Genomic DNA, 14,440 nt, shown 5'->3' on the forward strand with positions numbered 1-14,440 from the left:
ATGAGCTTTGCCATCCGGCTGCTGCTGGCGGCGTGGATCGGAGGCTTCCTGCTGTTCCGCCTGGTGCCGGAACTCGATCTGGGCACCGCCGGGCTGTTCTACCGGGCAGGGGAGGGGTTCACGGTAATCACCAACCCGCTCTGGGAATGGCTGCGCCAGCGGATCTGGGATATCTCCATCGTGCTGTTCGTCGTCTCGCTCGTGGCGTGGCCATGGGCGGGGTTGCGCCATCGCACGGTGCTGCGTTTGCCTGCGCGGATCTGGGCCTTCATCTGCCTTCTCTATCTGCTTGGTCCGATCGTGGTCGTGAACGGCGTGCTGAAGGCGAATTCCGGGCGAGCGCGACCTGCGAATGTTGATCTATTCGGCGGCGCGCATCACTTCAGCCTGCCGGGCACCTTCACCAATCAATGCTCGCGGAACTGCTCGTTCGTGTCGGGCGAGGTCGCGGCGGCAGTTGCGCTGGGGCTGCTAATATGGCTCGGCGCAGAGCTGTGGCGGGCGCACCTGCCACGCTGGGGCGTGCTCTATTTGCGCGCAGTCGGCGTCTTCGTCGCGGTCTTCATCATCGTGCAGCGGATCGGCACCGGACGGCACTTTCTGTCCGACACCTATTTCGCCGGACTCGTAAGCCTTACGGTGGCCTGGCTACTCTGGGGAATCCTCTTCGCAGGGTGGGGCGCGCGGCTTGTGGCGCAAGTGCGCGGCGAGGCCCGGCGCGAGAGTTGACAACCCAGACGACTCCCCCTATACGCCGCGCTACCTGACGGGTGAAGTCTGCCCGAAGGGTCGCCGATTTCTAGTGGTCATGATCCGGGCCTTCGCCCCGATCCTCTGGAATTCAACGCATTCGCCGCGGTCCTCGGGCCGGGGAGGAATGCGATTTGGCGTTTTCGCGAATCCGCGCGGAAACGCGTCGAGAAGTGGCGCCTCCGGAAACGGGGCGAGTATTGACAGCAGAACGGGGAACCGAATGCCGACGATCCAACAGCTGATCCGCAAACCGCGGCAGCCCAAGGTGAAGCGCTCTAAGTCGCAGCACCTCCAAGAATGCCCGCAAAAGCGTGGCGTGTGCACGCGCGTCTACACTACGACGCCGAAGAAACCGAACTCCGCTATGCGTAAGGTCGCCAAGGTGCGCCTGACGAATGGCTTCGAGGTCATCTCCTACATCCCGGGCGAGAAGCACAACCTCCAGGAGCACTCCGTTGTGCTCATCCGTGGCGGCCGTGTGAAAGACCTTCCGGGCGTTCGTTACCACATCCTGCGCGGTGTGCTCGATACGCAAGGTGTTAAAGACCGTCGTCAACGCCGTTCGAAATACGGCGCGAAGCGTCCGAAGTAAGGAGATCTCGAGATGTCTCGTCGTCACGCCGCTGAGAAGCGCGAAGTCCTGCCCGACGCCAAATATGGCGATCGCGTGCTGACCAAATTCATGAACAACCTGATGATCGACGGCAAGAAGTCCGCCGCCGAGAAAATCGTGTACAACGCGCTCAACCGCGTTGAGGGCAAGCTCAAGCGTGAGCCCATCGAGGTGTTCCACGAAGCCCTCGACAACGTGAAGCCTTCGGTCGAAGTGCGTTCGCGTCGTGTGGGTGGTGCCACCTATCAGGTTCCGGTCGAGGTGCGCCCGACCCGCCGCGAAGCGCTGGCCATCCGCTGGCTCATCGCTGCCGCCAAGTCCCGCAACGAGAACACCATGGAAGAGCGCCTCGCCGGCGAACTCCTCGATGCCGTGAACTCGCGTGGTTCCGCGGTCAAGAAGCGCGAAGACACCCACAAGATGGCCGACGCGAACAAAGCGTTCAGCCATTATCGCTGGTAATAACGGAAGGACGCCACCATGGCTCGCGAATATCCCCTAAAGCGTTATCGCAACTTCGGGATCATGGCGCATATCGACGCTGGTAAAACCACGACGACCGAGCGCATCCTGTTCTACACCGGCAAGTCGCACAAGATCGGCGAAGTGCACGACGGTGCTGCTACCATGGACTGGATGGAGCAAGAGGCCGAGCGCGGCATCACCATCACCTCGGCAGCTACCACGACTTTCTGGCAGTGGCAGGAAGATCCGACCGCCGAAGGTACGGATGATACCAAGTTCCGTATGAACATCATCGACACCCCCGGCCACGTCGACTTCACCATCGAGGTGGAGCGTTCGCTGGCCGTGCTCGACGGCGCTGTCGCGCTGCTCGACGGGAACGCCGGTGTTGAGCCGCAGACCGAGACCGTGTGGCGTCAGGCTGACCGCTACAAGGTTCCGCGCCTCGTCTTCGTCAACAAGATGGACAAGATCGGCGCGGACTTCTTCAACTGCGTGAAGATGATCAAGGACCGCACCGGTGCGACTCCGGTTCCGGTGAACTTCCCGATCGGTGCCGAAGATCAACTCGAAGGCATCGTCGACCTGGTCACCATGGAAGAGTGGGTCTGGAAAGGCGAAGATCTGGGCGCTGCCTGGGTGCGTCAGCCGATCCGTGACGAGCTGAAGGCGACCGCGGACGAATGGCGTTCGCACCTCATCGAGAACGCCGTCGAGCAAGACGACGACGCGATGATGGCCTATCTCGAAGGCGAAGAGCCCGATATCCCGACGCTGCGCAACCTGATCCGCAAGGGCACGCTGTCGCTGTCCTTCGTTCCGGTTCTCGGTGGTTCGGCCTTCAAGAACAAGGGTGTCCAGCCGCTGCTCAACGCCGTGGTCGACTTCCTGCCCTCGCCGCTCGACGTGCCCGCCTACATGGGCTTCTCGCCGGACGACGAGACGGAAACCCGCAACATCGCACGTCATGCCTCGGACGAAGAGCCCCTGTCGGGTCTTGCGTTCAAGATCATGAACGACCCCTTCGTGGGTTCGCTCACCTTCACGCGCCTCTACTCGGGCACGCTGAAGAAGGGCGACTCGATCCTGAACTCGACCAAAGGTCGTAAAGAGCGCATCGGTCGTATGATGATGATGCACTCGAACAACCGGACCGAGATCGAAGAAGCCTATGCGGGCGACATCATCGCGCTGGCCGGTCTGAAAGAGACCACCACCGGTGACACGCTGTGCGACCCGAACAACCAGGTCGTTCTCGAAACGATGACCTTCCCCGATCCGGTGATCGAGATCGCCGTGGAGCCGAAGTCGAAAGCCGACCAGGAAAAGATGGGCCTCGCCCTTCAGCGCCTGGCAGCCGAAGACCCGTCCTTCCGCGTCGAAACCGACCTCGAGTCGGGCCAGACCATCATGAAGGGCATGGGCGAACTTCACCTCGACATCCTGGTCGACCGCATGAAGCGCGAGTTCAAGGTCGAGGCGAATATCGGTGCGCCGCAGGTGGCCTATCGCGAGACGATCAGCCACGCGACCGAGATCGACTACACGCACAAGAAGCAGACCGGCGGTACCGGTCAGTTCGCGCGCGTCAAGCTCGAGATCTCGCCGACCGAGCCGGGCGAAGGTTATTCGTTCGAGAGCCGCATCGTTGGTGGTGCGGTTCCGAAGGAATACATCCCGGGCGTCGAAAAGGGCATCAAGTCGGTCATGGACTCCGGTCCGCTGGCAGGCTTCCCGGTGATCGACTTCAAGGTTGCGCTGGTTGACGGTGCATTCCACGACGTCGACTCCTCGGTGCTCGCCTTCGAAATCGCGTCGCGTGCCGCGATGCGTGAAGGTCTGCGCAAGGCTGGCGCGAAGCTGCTCGAGCCGATGATGAAAGTCGAAGTGGTGACCCCGGAAGAATATACCGGTGGCATCATTGGCGACCTGACCTCGCGTCGGGGCCAGGTGCAAGGTCAGGACACCCGCGGCAACGCGGTCGTCGTGAACGCCTTCGTGCCGCTCGCCAACATGTTCGGCTACATCAACAACCTGCGTTCGATGTCCTCGGGCCGTGCGGTCTTCACGATGCTCTTCAGCCATTACGAAGCCGTGCCGCAGAACATCTCGGACGAGATTCAGAAGAAATACGCGTAAGGGACGCGCGCCGGGGAGACCCGGCGCCTTTCCCACCCAACGCACTGACAGGAGGCCATCATGGCAAAGGAAAAGTTTGAACGTAACAAACCGCACGTCAACATCGGCACGATTGGCCACGTTGACCACGGCAAGACGACGCTGACGGCTGCGATCACGAAGTATTTCGGTGATTTCCGCGCGTATGACCAGATCGACGGCGCGCCGGAAGAGAAAGCCCGCGGCATCACGATCTCGACCGCGCACGTGGAGTACGAGACCGAGTCGCGTCACTACGCGCACGTCGACTGCCCCGGCCACGCCGACTACGTGAAGAACATGATCACGGGTGCAGCGCAGATGGACGGCGCGATCCTGGTCGTGAACGCAGCTGACGGCCCGATGCCGCAGACGCGCGAGCACATCCTGCTCGGCCGTCAGGTCGGCATCCCGGCGATGGTCGTGTACCTGAACAAGGTTGACCAGGTCGACGACGAGGAGCTGCTCGAGCTCGTGGAAATGGAAGTTCGTGAACTTCTGTCGTCCTACGACTTCCCCGGCGACGATATTCCGATCATCAAGGGTTCGGCTCTGGCCGCGATGGAAGGCCGTGATCCGGAAATCGGCGAGAACTCGATCCGTGCTCTGATGGAAGCTGTCGACAGCTACATCCCGACGCCGGAGCGCGCCGTGGACCAGCCCTTCCTGATGCCGATCGAAGACGTGTTCTCGATCTCGGGCCGTGGTACGGTTGTGACCGGCCGCGTCGAGCGTGGCGTGATCAACGTCGGCGACGAACTGGAAATCGTGGGTATCCGCGACACCTCGAAGACGACCTGCACGGGCGTCGAGATGTTCCGCAAGCTGCTGGACCGTGGTGAAGCTGGCGACAACATCGGCGCGCTGCTGCGCGGCATCGACCGTGACGGCGTCGAGCGTGGTCAGGTTCTGTGCAAGCCGGGTTCGGTGAAGCCGCACACGAAGTTCGAAGCTGAAGCCTACATCCTCACCAAAGAGGAAGGTGGCCGTCACACCCCGTTCTTCGCGAACTACCGTCCGCAGTTCTACTTCCGCACGACGGACGTGACCGGCACCGTGACGCTGCCCGAGGGCACCGAGATGGTGATGCCGGGCGACAACCTGAAGTTCGAAGTCGAACTGATCGCTCCGATCGCGATGGAAGACGGTCTGCGCTTCGCAATCCGCGAAGGCGGCCGCACCGTCGGCGCCGGCGTCGTCTCCAAAATCATCGAGTGATCGGTGGTTTCGGGGCCCTCTCCGGGGCCCCGAAAACGACAGTTGGAAAGAATCTGAATGGTGCGCCGAAAGGCGCGCCATTCGCTCTTGACAGACTCAGGGTGACGCCATAGAGGACGCGCCTGATCTGCCAAGATTTATAGGTTCGATGCAGGCGCTACATTCGGTGCCGTCTGCCTCTCAACCTTCACGCCATGCGAAGAGGCATGACATATGACCGGCCAAAATATCCGCATCCGGCTCAAGGCGTTCGATTACCGCGTGCTGGACGCCAGCACCCAGGAAATCGTGAACACCGCGAAGCGCACGGGTGCCCAGGTTCGCGGGCCCATCCCGCTCCCGAACAAGATCGAGAAATTCACGGTTCTGCGTGGTCCGCACATCGACAAGAAGTCGCGCGACCAGTGGGAAATCCGGACGCATAAGCGTCTTCTCGACATCGTCGATCCGACCCCCCAGACCGTGGACGCGCTGATGAAGCTCGACCTCGCAGCGGGCGTCGACGTCGAGATCAAGGTGTAAGGAGGGCATTATGCTGCGGACTGGTGTTATCGCCAAGAAGCTGGGCATGACCCGGCTCTTCCTTGAGGACGGCAAACAGGTTCCTGTGACCGTTCTCCAACTCGACAAGCTTCAGGTGGTGGCTCAGCGCACTTCCGAGACCGACGGCTACACGGCCGTTCAGCTCGGCGCTGGTGAAGCCAAGGCCAAGCGTACGACCGCCGCCCTGCGTGGTCACTTCGCGAAAGCCAATGTCGCCCCGAAGCGCAAGGTCGCGGAATTCCGCGTCGCTGAAGAAAATCTGATCGAAGTGGGCGAGGAAATCACCGCGAACCACTATTTCGAAGGTCAGTTCGTGGATATCGCGGGCACCTCGATCGGTAAGGGTTTCGCCGGTGCGATGAAGCGTCACAACTTCGGCGGTCTGCGCGCCACGCACGGCGTGTCGATCTCGCACCGCTCGCACGGTTCGACCGGTCAGTGTCAGGACCCGGGTAAAGTGTTCAAGGGCAAGAAGATGGCCGGTCACCTCGGTGCCGTCCGTGTCACGACCCAGAACCTTCAGGTCGTCAAGACCGATGCCGACCGTGGCCTGATCATGGTCAAGGGTTCGGTTCCGGGCGCCAAAGGTGGCTGGGTGACGGTCAAGGATGCGGTCAAGAAACCGCTTTCCGAGAACATCATCTACCCCGCCGCGCTGAAGTCGGCTGCCGAAGCCGCTGCGAAAGCTGCCGAAGAAGCCGCTGCCGCCGCTGCCGCCGAGGCCGAAGCCGAAGCTCAGCGTCTCGCCGAGGAGCAGGCCGCTCAGGAAGCTGCCGCGCTGAAGGAAGCCGAAGCGTCGATCGAAGCCGATAAAGGCGAAGACGGCGGCGAAGCGCCCGAAGGAGACAAAGAATGAAACTCGATGTGATCAAGCTCGACGCCGGCAAGGCCGGTTCGATCGACCTCGCCGACGAGATCTTCGGGCTCGAGCCGCGTGCGGACATCCTGCATCGCGTCGTGCGCTGGCAGCGCGCGAAGGCTCAGCAGGGCACCCACTCGGTTCTCACCCGCTCGGAGGTCAGCTACTCGACCAAGAAAATCTACCGTCAGAAGGGCACCGGTGGCGCACGTCACGGTTCCCGCAAGGCGCCGATCTTCCGCAAGGGTGGTGTCTACAAGGGTCCGACCCCGCGCAGCCACGCTCATGACCTGCCCAAGAAGTTCCGGGCTCTGGGTCTGAAGCACGCGCTGTCGTCGAAAGCCGCCGCTGGCAAACTGATCGTCCTGGAGGACGCGCAGCTCGCCGAAGCCAAGACCAAGCTGCTGGCGAAAGCCGCCAAGGAGCTGGGCTGGAAGAAGGTGCTGGTGATCGACGGGGCCGAGGTGAACGAGAACTTCGCCCAAGCCGCGCGCAACATCGACGGCATCGATGTGCTGCCTTCGATGGGCGCCAACGTGTATGACATCCTCAAGCGTGACACGCTCGTGCTCACGAAGGCGGGTGTCGAAGCTCTGGAGGCTCGTCTGAAATGAGCGCGAAACCCGAACATTACGACGTGATCGTCAAGCCGGTCATCACCGAGAAGGCCACCATGGCCTCGGAGAACGGCGCTGTTGTTTTCGAAGTGGCGAAAGACGCTTCGAAGCCGCAGATCAAAGAAGCTGTCGAGACTCTATTCGGCGTCAAGGTGAAGGCGGTCAACACCACCATCACCAAGGGCAAGACCAAGCGCTTCCGGGGCACCCCCGGCCGTCGCTCGGACTTCAAGAAAGCCTACGTGACGCTGGAAGAAGGCAACACGATCGACGTCACCACCGGCCTGTAATCCGGTACGACCGAGACATTGGAAAGGCCCTCGTGATCGCGGGGGCCTTTTCGTTTGCGGAGTTGGATTAGGGGCTTGTCTCTCATGGGGCGCCCGGGTGGCCAGCCCGGGCAGCGCCCACCACTCACTTCTCCCGCAGGTAGCTCTCAGAGACATAGCCGCGCAGGTTGCGCGCGACGTCGAGCGAGACGTTGCACCAGCGGGTATTGCCGCTCCGCTCGCAGCTGCGCACATGGACGATTGCGCCGTTGGGAAGCCCCAGGATTACCTTGTAGCCGGTGCCGGGGCCTGCGCGCAGTTTCAGCATGTCCTGGCCCTTCACCCCGGCGACCTCATAGGTGCCGCGCCACGCGTCGGCGAGGGTGGGGGTGGCGAGGGTGGCTGCCGCGCAGAGCGGAGCGGCGAGCAGAATTGCTCGGGTTGGACGCATCGATTTTCTCCTGTTATGTCGTCTGCCTCGGGGGCCATTTTGCCTGCCCGGACCGCGAAGCGCCAGTTGCTTGGTCCATCGCGCGCAAAAACAGGCCAAGCCTATAGACTCACCCCCGCATCCCTGCTACATCGCGCCAGTCTCGCGGCCTCGGAATCGTTCCGGGGCCCGTGATTTTTGAATTCGGGGACCTTCGGGGCCCTATACACACAGACAGGCGAGGCAACTCGCCGCAAACCAACGGAAGACAGAAAGCATGGCACTCAAGTCGTATAAGCCGACGACGCCGGGCCAGCGTGGGCTGGTTCTGATCGACCGTTCGGAGCTTTGGAAAGGCCGTCCGGTCAAAGCCCTCACTGAGGGTTTGACCAAGTCGGGTGGCCGGAACAACACCGGGCGGATCACGATGTGGCACAAGGGTGGTGGCGCGAAGCGTCTCTACCGCATCGTCGATTTCAAGCGTCGCAAGTTCGATGTTCATGGCACCGTCGAGCGGATCGAGTACGATCCGAACCGGACCGCCTTCATCGCGCTGATCAACTATGAAGATGGTGAGCAGGCCTACATCCTCGCGCCCCAGCGTCTCGCTGTCGGCGACAAGGTCGTTTCGGGCTCGCGTCACGACGTCAAGCCGGGCAACGCGATGCCGTTCTCGGGCATGCCGATCGGTACCATCGTCCACAACGTCGAACTGAAGCCCGGCAAGGGTGGCCAGATCGCACGCGCCGCGGGCACCTACGCCCAGTTCGTCGGTCGTGACGGCGGCTACGCTCAGCTGCGTCTTTCGTCGGGCGAACTGCGCCTCGTGCGTCAGGAATGCATGGCGACCATCGGTGCCGTGTCGAACGCCGACCACTCGAACCAGAACCTCGGTAAAGCCGGTCGTAAGCGCCACATGGGTGTTCGTCCGACCGTCCGCGGTGTCGCGATGAACCCGATCGACCACCCGCACGGTGGTGGTGAAGGCCGCACCTCGGGTGGCCGTCATCCGGTTACGCCGTGGGGCAAGCCCACCAAGGGCAAGCGCACACGCGTCAACAAGAAGACGGACCAGTACATCCTGCGTTCGCGTCACGCGAAGAAGAAGGGTCGCTAACATATGTCTCGTTCTGTTTGGAAAGGCCCCTTCGTTGATGCCTACCTGCTGAAAAAAGCAGAGAAGGCTCGCGAGTCGGGCAAAGGCGACGTCATCAAGATCTGGTCGCGTCGCTCCACCATCCTGCCGCAATTCGTCGGCCTCACCTTTGGGGTCTACAACGGTCAGAAACACATCCCGGTCAACGTCACCGAGGAAATGATCGGCCAGAAGTTCGGTGAATATTCGCCGACCCGCACCTATTACGGGCATGCGGCCGATAAAAAAGCCAAGAGGAAGTAATCGTCATGGGTAAGGAAAAGAATCCGCGCCGCGTGGCGGAGAACGAAGCGATGGCGAAGACCCGTATGCTTCGCACCTCGCCGCAGAAACTGAACCTCGTCGCCGCGATGATCCGTGGCAAGAAGGTCGACAAGGCCCTTTCGGACCTGACCTTCTCGAAGAAGCGCATCGCGCTCGACGTGAAGAAGTGCCTCCAGTCGGCGATCGCCAACGCAGAGAACAACCACGGCCTGGACGTGGACGAACTCGTCGTGGCGGAAGCCTGGGTCGGCAAGAACCTGGTGATGAAGCGTGGCCGTCCGCGGGCGCGTGGTCGCTTCGGCAAGATCATGAAGCCGTTCTCGGAAATCACCATCAAGGTGCGTCAGGTTGAGGAGCAAGCGTAATGGGTCAGAAGGTTAATCCGATCGGCATGCGCCTCCAGGTCAACCGCACCTGGGATAGCCGCTGGTATGCCGACAGCAAGGACTACGGCGACCTGCTGCTCGAGGACATCAAGATCCGCGAGTTCATCCACGAGGAAGCCAAGCAGGCCGGCGTCAGCCGTGTCATCATCGAGCGTCCGCACAAGAAGTGCCGCGTGACCATTCACGCTGCGCGTCCGGGCGTCATCATCGGCAAGAAGGGCGCTGACATCGAAGCGCTCCGCAAGAAGCTGGCGAACTTCACCGACAGCGAGCTGCACCTGAACATCGTCGAAGTCCGCAAGCCGGAACTCGACGCGCAGCTGGTTGCCGAGTCGATCGCTCAGCAGCTCGAGCGTCGTGTCTCGTTCCGTCGCGCCATGAAGCGCGCGGTGCAGAACGCGATGCGCATGGGTGGTCTTGGTATCCGCGTGAACGTCGCTGGCCGTCTGGGCGGCGCCGAGATCGCACGGACCGAGTGGTATCGCGAAGGTCGCGTTCCGCTGCACACCCTGCGTGCCGACATCGACTACGCGCTGTCCGAAGCGTCGACCCCCTACGGGATCATCGGCGTGAAGGTCTGGATCTTCAAAGGCGAGATCATGGAACATGATCCGCAAGCTCGTGACCGCAAGCACGCCGAAGCCCAAGAGGGCCCGGCACCGCGCGGCCCGCGTCGCGATCGCTGAGGGAGTAGATAGTTATGCTGCAACCGAAACGGACGAAGTTCCGCAAGATGCACAAAGGCCGGATTCATGGTGAAGCCAAAGGTGGTTTCGACCTGAACTTCGGTCACTTCGGCCTCAAGGCAGAGGCGCCCGAGCGCGTCACCGCCCGTCAGATCGAAGCTGCGCGTCGTGCGATCACCCGCCATATGAAGCGTCAAGGCCGTGTCTGGATCCGGATCTTCCCGGATACCCCGATCACCGCAAAACCCACCGAAGTCCGTATGGGTAAAGGTAAGGGTTCGGTCGACCGTTGGGCCGCCAAGGTCAAGCCCGGCCGCGTGATGTTCGAGATCGACGGCGTCAACGAAGTGACCGCTCGCGAGGCTCTGCGCCTCGGCGCGGCCAAGCTTCCGGTGGCCTGCCGCATCGTCGAGCGTCAGGACTGGTAATCCCGGTCTGAAGCTGAAGACAAACGAAAGCCCCGCCAGAGATGGCGGGGCTTTTGCGTATCTGGTGCCGAGATCAGGCGCCGTCGGAAATCCAGCCGTCGATCAGCGCGTCCAGTGCCTTCCAGTCTGTATATTCGATATCAGCATCGAGATCGGCATCGGGATTTTTCTTCGCGACGATCCGGCGCATCACGAACCGGCGGAAGATATCGTATCTCGACGGCAGATAGGCGCCCGCGATCTGTTCCGTCAGATCCGGCGTCCAGCCGGTCGCCGCTTCGAAGTCCTTCAGGATTTTATCGAGGGCGCGCCAATCCTCTGCGTCATGACCGGCGGCGGCCAGCGAGACCGAGAGAAAGAGGTTCGGGCGGTTCTTGATGATATCGCGTTGTTCGGCGACGAAATCCGCGAAGCGACCCTGATAATGTCCGACATGGATCGAGGCCGCGAGGACGATCCGGTCGAACCGGCCGAGATCCATCCCCTCGGCCTCATCGGTGGAAATCAATTCCGCGGAGTAACCCAGATCCGCGATGCGGTCGGCGACGTGCCGCGCGATCTTGCGGGTTTGCCCCTCGGTCGAGGCATAGGCGACGAGTGCTTTCATGCTGCGCTCCCGGTGTCTGGTTGCGCAGCAAGAAAATCAGGTGAGATGCGGCTTGGCTATGATGACGATCAAAGCGCCGGGCTCAGTCGACCCATTTGTAATTGAAGCTGACCGAGATCCGCTCGTCTTCGGCCATGTTCATCGGTACCTCGTGGCGCAGCCAGCTCTCCCAGAGCAGCACCTCACCCGGTTCGGGGGCGATGTAGATGAAGGGCTGCAGCTCGCGCCGGGCGGTCTTGAGGCGGGTAGGGGCCGCCATCATCCGGGCGCTGCGCGGGTCTTCCAGCTTCAGCGCCGAGGCGCCGTCGGGCATCGCGACATAGGTCGTGCCCGAGATCACCGAATGGGGGTGCAGGTGTGAGCTGTGGGTGCCGCCTTCGGGCAGGATGTTGATCCAGAGGTCTTCCAGCACCAACTTACCCTCGCCCAGATCGAATTCGAGATCTTTGGCAAAGGCCGCAACGTGCTTGTCGAGCGCCTTCACCATGTCCGCGAAGATCGGGAAGCGCCAGGGCAGATCGGTGAGCGAGGCGTAGGAGGTATAGCCCGGATAGCCGTTCTCCTCGCACCAGTCCTGACCGGCTTCGTCATCCTCGGCGATGGCGTAGCACGAGGCCTCCAGCTCGTTCGTATCGACCTTGGGGCCGAATTCGGATAGGGAAGCGCGGTAGAGGCGGGTGACGAAAAGGGACTCGATCTGGGATTTGGACTCGGGCATTGGGGGCTCTCGCAACTGGGCGTGGATTTACCCCCTGTTACGCGAAAGCGGGCCGGAGGCCAAACAATCCTTGCCATATTCGATTCGCTCTGATATTGGCCCCAAGTTCCTGAAATCAGGACCGACATAACCCATCAGAAGTAGGGTCACCCGCGAGGGGCCCTCTGATGCCAAGAAAGGACCCGGGATGAACGCCCAAGAACTCAAGGCGAAGACGCCTGATGAGCTGCGTGACCAGCTCGTCTCGCTGAAGAAAGAAGCCTTCAACCTCCGCTTTCAGCAGGCCACGAACCAGCTCGAGAATACCGCGCGCATGCGTACCGTTCGTCGGGACGTTGCACGGATCAAGACCGTGCTGAACCAAAAAGCCGCTGAAGCCGCGAAGTAAGGAGAGCTTCCTATGCCCAAACGCATCCTGCAAGGTACCGTGACGTCGGACAAGAACGACCAGACCATCACCGTTTCGGTCGAGCGCCGCTTCACGCATCCGGTTCTCAAGAAAACGATCCGGAAGTCCAAGAAATACCGCGCCCACGACGCGGAAAACCAGTTCAAGACCGGTGACATTGTTCGCATCGAAGAGTGCGCGCCGATCTCGAAGACCAAGCGCTGGCGGGTTGTGGTCACGGCGTAAGCCGCGGCCATTTCGCCAGTATTCGAAACCCTGGGGCCCTTACTGCATAGGCGTCCCCAAAGGTCGGGAGTAACCCCATGATCCAGATGCAGACCAATCTGGATGTTGCTGACAACTCCGGCGCTCGCCGGGTTCAGTGCATCAAGGTCCTCGGCGGCTCGCACCGCCGTTACGCATCCGTGGGCGACATCATTGTGGTGTCGGTCAAGGAAGCGATCCCGCGCGGCCGCGTGAAGAAAGGTGACGTCCGCAAGGCCGTCGTCGTGCGCACCGCCAAAGAAGTTCGTCGCGACGATGGCACCGCCATCCGTTTCGACCGCAACGCCGCCGTCATCCTGAACAACGCGGGCGAGCCGGTCGGCACCCGTATCTTCGGGCCGGTTGTGCGTGAGCTGCGTGCGAAGAACTTCATGAAGATCATCTCGCTTGCTCCGGAGGTGCTGTAATGGCTGCTAAGCTCCGCAAAGGCGACAAGGTCGTCGTTCTCGCTGGCAAGGACAAGGGCAAGCAGGGTGAAATCACCTCTGTTGACCCGAAAGCCGGCAAAGCTGTCGTCGACGGCGTGAACGTTGCGATCCGCCACCAGCGTCAGACCCAGTCCAACCAGGGCGGTCGCCAGCCCAAGGCGATGCCGATCGACCTGTCGAACCTGGCTCTGATGGACGCAAACGGCAAAGCCACCCGCGTCGGCTTCCGCGAGGAAGACGGCAAGAAGGTGCGTTACGCCAAGACCACGGGGGATGCGATCTGATGCTCGATCAAGCTACCTACACTCCGCGTCTTCGCGCTCTTTACCGCGACTCGATCAAAGCCGCGCTGAAAGAAGAGTTCGGCTACAAGAACGACATGATGATCCCGCGGCTCGACAAGATCGTGCTGAACATGGGCGTCGGCGAAGCCGTGAAAGACACCAAGAAGGTCAAGCAGGCCGCCGAAGAGCTCTCGCTCATCGCTGGTCAGAAGGCCGTGATGACCAAGGCGAAGAAGTCGATCGCAGGCTTCCGCGTCCGTGAAGAAATGCCGCTGGGCGCGAAAGTGACCCTGCGCGGTGACCGGATGTACGAATTCCTCGATCGCCTGATCAACGTTGCCCTGCCGCGCGTTCGCGACTTCCGCGGCGTGAAGCCGGCCTTCGACGGTCGTGGCAACTTCGCAATGGGCCTCAAGGAACACATCGTGTTCCCGGAAATCGACTTCGATAAGGTCGATGAGGTTCTGGGTATGGACATCATCATGGTGACCACGTCTGACGTGGATGCCGAAGCGAAGGCGCTGTTGAAGCATTTCAACATGCCTTTCAACGCCTGATCGCGGAGGAACGAAACTTATGGCTAAGAAATCCATGGTTGCGCGCGAAGCGAAGCGCCAGCGTCTTGTGAACAAGTACGCTGACAAGCGGGCCGCGCTCAAGGAAATCATCAACGACCAGGAGCGCCCGATGGAAGAGCGCTTCAAGGCGTCGCTGAAACTCGCGGAACTCCCGCGCAACTCGTCGGCGGTCCGGCTGCACAATCGTTGCCAGCTCACGGGTCGTCCCCACGCTTACTACCGTAAGCTCAAACTCTCGCGGATCATGCTGCGTGACCTGGCCTCCTACGGTCAGATCCCCGGTATGGTGAAGTCGAGCTGGTAAGGAG

At 61.6% G+C, this 14,440-nt stretch carries 23 protein-coding genes; 20 read left to right on the forward strand and 3 right to left on the reverse strand.

The window, feature by feature from the left end:
• From B6V75_RS08780 to B6V75_RS08820, 9 genes are all read left to right on the forward strand, one after another.
• Positions 1–729, forward strand: a complete 729-nt coding sequence (locus B6V75_RS08780) for a phosphatase PAP2 family protein (protein WP_168174460.1) — start codon at positions 1–3, stop codon at positions 727–729.
• 244 nt (positions 730–973) lie between these two features.
• The gene (gene rpsL / locus B6V75_RS08785; protein ID WP_038074720.1) at positions 974–1,345 is read left to right on the forward strand and encodes a 30S ribosomal protein S12; all 372 of its coding nucleotides are present in this window, start codon (positions 974–976) and stop codon (positions 1,343–1,345) included.
• Between the two features lie 12 nt (positions 1,346–1,357).
• Positions 1,358–1,828 (forward strand): 30S ribosomal protein S7, encoded by a 471-nt coding sequence (gene rpsG, locus B6V75_RS08790; protein ID WP_075773836.1) that lies wholly within the window; start codon positions 1,358–1,360, stop codon positions 1,826–1,828.
• An 18-nt stretch (positions 1,829–1,846) separates the two neighbouring features.
• Entirely contained in the window at positions 1,847–3,970 is a 2,124-nt protein-coding gene (fusA, locus tag B6V75_RS08795; RefSeq protein ID WP_088719467.1) for an elongation factor G, read from the forward strand.
• Positions 3,971–4,030: 60 nt separating this feature from the next.
• Complete coding sequence (gene tuf / locus B6V75_RS08800) at positions 4,031–5,206, forward strand: elongation factor Tu (protein WP_077701325.1); 1,176 nt, start codon at positions 4,031–4,033, stop codon at positions 5,204–5,206.
• A gap of 213 nt (positions 5,207–5,419) precedes the next feature.
• Positions 5,420–5,728, forward strand: coding sequence for a 30S ribosomal protein S10 (gene rpsJ, locus B6V75_RS08805; RefSeq protein WP_036639457.1), 309 nt, complete (start codon positions 5,420–5,422; stop codon positions 5,726–5,728).
• 10 nt (positions 5,729–5,738) lie between these two features.
• Positions 5,739–6,605 (forward strand): 50S ribosomal protein L3, encoded by an 867-nt coding sequence (gene rplC, locus B6V75_RS08810; protein ID WP_075773838.1) that lies wholly within the window; start codon positions 5,739–5,741, stop codon positions 6,603–6,605.
• Positions 6,602–7,222, forward strand: coding sequence for a 50S ribosomal protein L4 (gene rplD, locus B6V75_RS08815; RefSeq protein WP_075773839.1), 621 nt, complete (start codon positions 6,602–6,604; stop codon positions 7,220–7,222). The genes rplC and rplD overlap by 4 nt, the downstream gene beginning before the upstream one ends.
• A complete protein-coding gene (locus B6V75_RS08820; RefSeq protein ID WP_075773840.1) occupies positions 7,219–7,515 on the forward strand; it encodes a 50S ribosomal protein L23 in 297 nt (98 codons plus the stop codon). The genes rplD and B6V75_RS08820 overlap by 4 nt, the downstream gene beginning before the upstream one ends.
• A gap of 124 nt (positions 7,516–7,639) precedes the next feature.
• Here B6V75_RS08820 and B6V75_RS08825 read toward each other — a convergent pair whose 3' ends face one another.
• Entirely contained in the window at positions 7,640–7,945 is a 306-nt protein-coding gene (locus B6V75_RS08825) for an SH3 domain-containing protein (protein ID WP_075773841.1), read from the reverse strand.
• Between the two features lie 256 nt (positions 7,946–8,201).
• On the opposite strand from B6V75_RS08825, the gene rplB reads away from it, so the two are divergent.
• Genes rplB through rplP form a run of 5 tightly spaced genes read left to right on the forward strand, consistent with a single transcriptional unit; the run spans position 8,202 to position 10,844 of the window.
• Positions 8,202–9,041 carry a 50S ribosomal protein L2 gene (gene rplB / locus B6V75_RS08830; protein WP_075773842.1) on the forward strand — a complete coding sequence of 280 codons (840 nt, stop codon included), beginning with the start codon at positions 8,202–8,204 and terminating at the stop codon, positions 9,039–9,041.
• Between the two features lie 3 nt (positions 9,042–9,044).
• A complete protein-coding gene (gene rpsS, locus B6V75_RS08835; RefSeq protein ID WP_075773843.1) occupies positions 9,045–9,323 on the forward strand; it encodes a 30S ribosomal protein S19 in 279 nt (92 codons plus the stop codon).
• A gap of 5 nt (positions 9,324–9,328) precedes the next feature.
• On the forward strand, positions 9,329–9,709 hold the full coding sequence (rplV, locus tag B6V75_RS08840) for a 50S ribosomal protein L22 (protein ID WP_078521290.1): 381 nt from the start codon (positions 9,329–9,331) through the stop codon (positions 9,707–9,709).
• Entirely contained in the window at positions 9,709–10,416 is a 708-nt protein-coding gene (rpsC, locus tag B6V75_RS08845; RefSeq protein WP_075773845.1) for a 30S ribosomal protein S3, read from the forward strand. Before rplV ends, rpsC begins: the two co-directional genes overlap by 1 nt.
• A 14-nt stretch (positions 10,417–10,430) precedes the next feature.
• Complete coding sequence (gene rplP / locus B6V75_RS08850; protein ID WP_075773846.1) at positions 10,431–10,844, forward strand: 50S ribosomal protein L16; 414 nt, start codon at positions 10,431–10,433, stop codon at positions 10,842–10,844.
• A gap of 73 nt (positions 10,845–10,917) precedes the next feature.
• Here the strand turns inward: rplP and B6V75_RS08855 are convergent, their stop codons facing one another.
• On the reverse strand, positions 10,918–11,451 hold the full coding sequence (locus tag B6V75_RS08855) for a flavodoxin domain-containing protein (protein WP_088719468.1): 534 nt from the start codon (positions 11,449–11,451) through the stop codon (positions 10,918–10,920).
• Between the two features lie 82 nt (positions 11,452–11,533).
• The gene (locus B6V75_RS08860) at positions 11,534–12,169 is read right to left on the reverse strand and encodes a 2OG-Fe(II) oxygenase family protein (protein WP_088719469.1); all 636 of its coding nucleotides are present in this window, start codon (positions 12,167–12,169) and stop codon (positions 11,534–11,536) included.
• 187 nt (positions 12,170–12,356) lie between these two features.
• Here B6V75_RS08860 and rpmC point away from each other — a divergent pair, with 187 nt between their 5' ends.
• The 6 genes from rpmC (at position 12,357) to rpsN (ending at position 14,436) form a co-directional block, all read left to right on the forward strand.
• Positions 12,357–12,557, forward strand: a complete 201-nt coding sequence (gene rpmC, locus B6V75_RS08865) for a 50S ribosomal protein L29 (RefSeq protein ID WP_075773849.1) — start codon at positions 12,357–12,359, stop codon at positions 12,555–12,557.
• A gap of 12 nt (positions 12,558–12,569) precedes the next feature.
• The gene (gene rpsQ / locus B6V75_RS08870) at positions 12,570–12,803 is read left to right on the forward strand and encodes a 30S ribosomal protein S17 (RefSeq protein WP_075773850.1); all 234 of its coding nucleotides are present in this window, start codon (positions 12,570–12,572) and stop codon (positions 12,801–12,803) included.
• A 77-nt stretch (positions 12,804–12,880) separates the two neighbouring features.
• Positions 12,881–13,249, forward strand: coding sequence for a 50S ribosomal protein L14 (rplN, locus tag B6V75_RS08875; RefSeq protein WP_075773851.1), 369 nt, complete (start codon positions 12,881–12,883; stop codon positions 13,247–13,249).
• Positions 13,249–13,554 (forward strand): 50S ribosomal protein L24, encoded by a 306-nt coding sequence (rplX, locus tag B6V75_RS08880; RefSeq protein WP_075773852.1) that lies wholly within the window; start codon positions 13,249–13,251, stop codon positions 13,552–13,554. The genes rplN and rplX overlap by 1 nt, the downstream gene beginning before the upstream one ends.
• Complete coding sequence (gene rplE, locus B6V75_RS08885; RefSeq protein WP_075773853.1) at positions 13,554–14,111, forward strand: 50S ribosomal protein L5; 558 nt, start codon at positions 13,554–13,556, stop codon at positions 14,109–14,111. The genes rplX and rplE overlap by 1 nt, the downstream gene beginning before the upstream one ends.
• 19 nt (positions 14,112–14,130) lie before the next feature.
• A complete protein-coding gene (gene rpsN / locus B6V75_RS08890) occupies positions 14,131–14,436 on the forward strand; it encodes a 30S ribosomal protein S14 (RefSeq protein WP_075773854.1) in 306 nt (101 codons plus the stop codon).
• Positions 14,437–14,440 lie beyond the last annotated feature (4 nt).

This window comes from Thioclava sp. F1Mire-8 (genome assembly GCF_002213165.1).
GTDB lineage: Bacteria > Pseudomonadota > Alphaproteobacteria > Rhodobacterales > Rhodobacteraceae > Thioclava > Thioclava nitratireducens.

Coding starts and splice junctions, on each gene's coding strand:
- rpmC (WP_075773849.1), top strand. CDS start 12,357: ATGAACGCCCAAGAACTCAAGGCGAAGACGCCTGATGAGCTGCGTGAC.
- rpsN (WP_075773854.1), top strand. CDS start 14,131: ATGGCTAAGAAATCCATGGTTGCGCGCGAAGCGAAGCGCCAGCGTCTT.
- B6V75_RS08860 (WP_088719469.1), bottom strand. CDS start 12,169: ATGCCCGAGTCCAAATCCCAGATCGAGTCCCTTTTCGTCACCCGCCTC.
- B6V75_RS08820 (WP_075773840.1), top strand. CDS start 7,219: ATGAGCGCGAAACCCGAACATTACGACGTGATCGTCAAGCCGGTCATC.
- rplX (WP_075773852.1), top strand. CDS start 13,249: ATGGCTGCTAAGCTCCGCAAAGGCGACAAGGTCGTCGTTCTCGCTGGC.
- rplD (WP_075773839.1), top strand. CDS start 6,602: ATGAAACTCGATGTGATCAAGCTCGACGCCGGCAAGGCCGGTTCGATC.
- rplP (WP_075773846.1), top strand. CDS start 10,431: ATGCTGCAACCGAAACGGACGAAGTTCCGCAAGATGCACAAAGGCCGG.
- rplN (WP_075773851.1), top strand. CDS start 12,881: ATGATCCAGATGCAGACCAATCTGGATGTTGCTGACAACTCCGGCGCT.
- rpsQ (WP_075773850.1), top strand. CDS start 12,570: ATGCCCAAACGCATCCTGCAAGGTACCGTGACGTCGGACAAGAACGAC.
- B6V75_RS08825 (WP_075773841.1), bottom strand. CDS start 7,945: ATGCGTCCAACCCGAGCAATTCTGCTCGCCGCTCCGCTCTGCGCGGCA.
- rplC (WP_075773838.1), top strand. CDS start 5,739: ATGCTGCGGACTGGTGTTATCGCCAAGAAGCTGGGCATGACCCGGCTC.
- rpsL (WP_038074720.1), top strand. CDS start 974: ATGCCGACGATCCAACAGCTGATCCGCAAACCGCGGCAGCCCAAGGTG.
- B6V75_RS08855 (WP_088719468.1), bottom strand. CDS start 11,451: ATGAAAGCACTCGTCGCCTATGCCTCGACCGAGGGGCAAACCCGCAAG.
- fusA (WP_088719467.1), top strand. CDS start 1,847: ATGGCTCGCGAATATCCCCTAAAGCGTTATCGCAACTTCGGGATCATG.
- rpsS (WP_075773843.1), top strand. CDS start 9,045: ATGTCTCGTTCTGTTTGGAAAGGCCCCTTCGTTGATGCCTACCTGCTG.
- rplE (WP_075773853.1), top strand. CDS start 13,554: ATGCTCGATCAAGCTACCTACACTCCGCGTCTTCGCGCTCTTTACCGC.
- rpsJ (WP_036639457.1), top strand. CDS start 5,420: ATGACCGGCCAAAATATCCGCATCCGGCTCAAGGCGTTCGATTACCGC.
- B6V75_RS08780 (WP_168174460.1), top strand. CDS start 1: ATGAGCTTTGCCATCCGGCTGCTGCTGGCGGCGTGGATCGGAGGCTTC.
- rplB (WP_075773842.1), top strand. CDS start 8,202: ATGGCACTCAAGTCGTATAAGCCGACGACGCCGGGCCAGCGTGGGCTG.
- rpsG (WP_075773836.1), top strand. CDS start 1,358: ATGTCTCGTCGTCACGCCGCTGAGAAGCGCGAAGTCCTGCCCGACGCC.
- rpsC (WP_075773845.1), top strand. CDS start 9,709: ATGGGTCAGAAGGTTAATCCGATCGGCATGCGCCTCCAGGTCAACCGC.
- rplV (WP_078521290.1), top strand. CDS start 9,329: ATGGGTAAGGAAAAGAATCCGCGCCGCGTGGCGGAGAACGAAGCGATG.
- tuf (WP_077701325.1), top strand. CDS start 4,031: ATGGCAAAGGAAAAGTTTGAACGTAACAAACCGCACGTCAACATCGGC.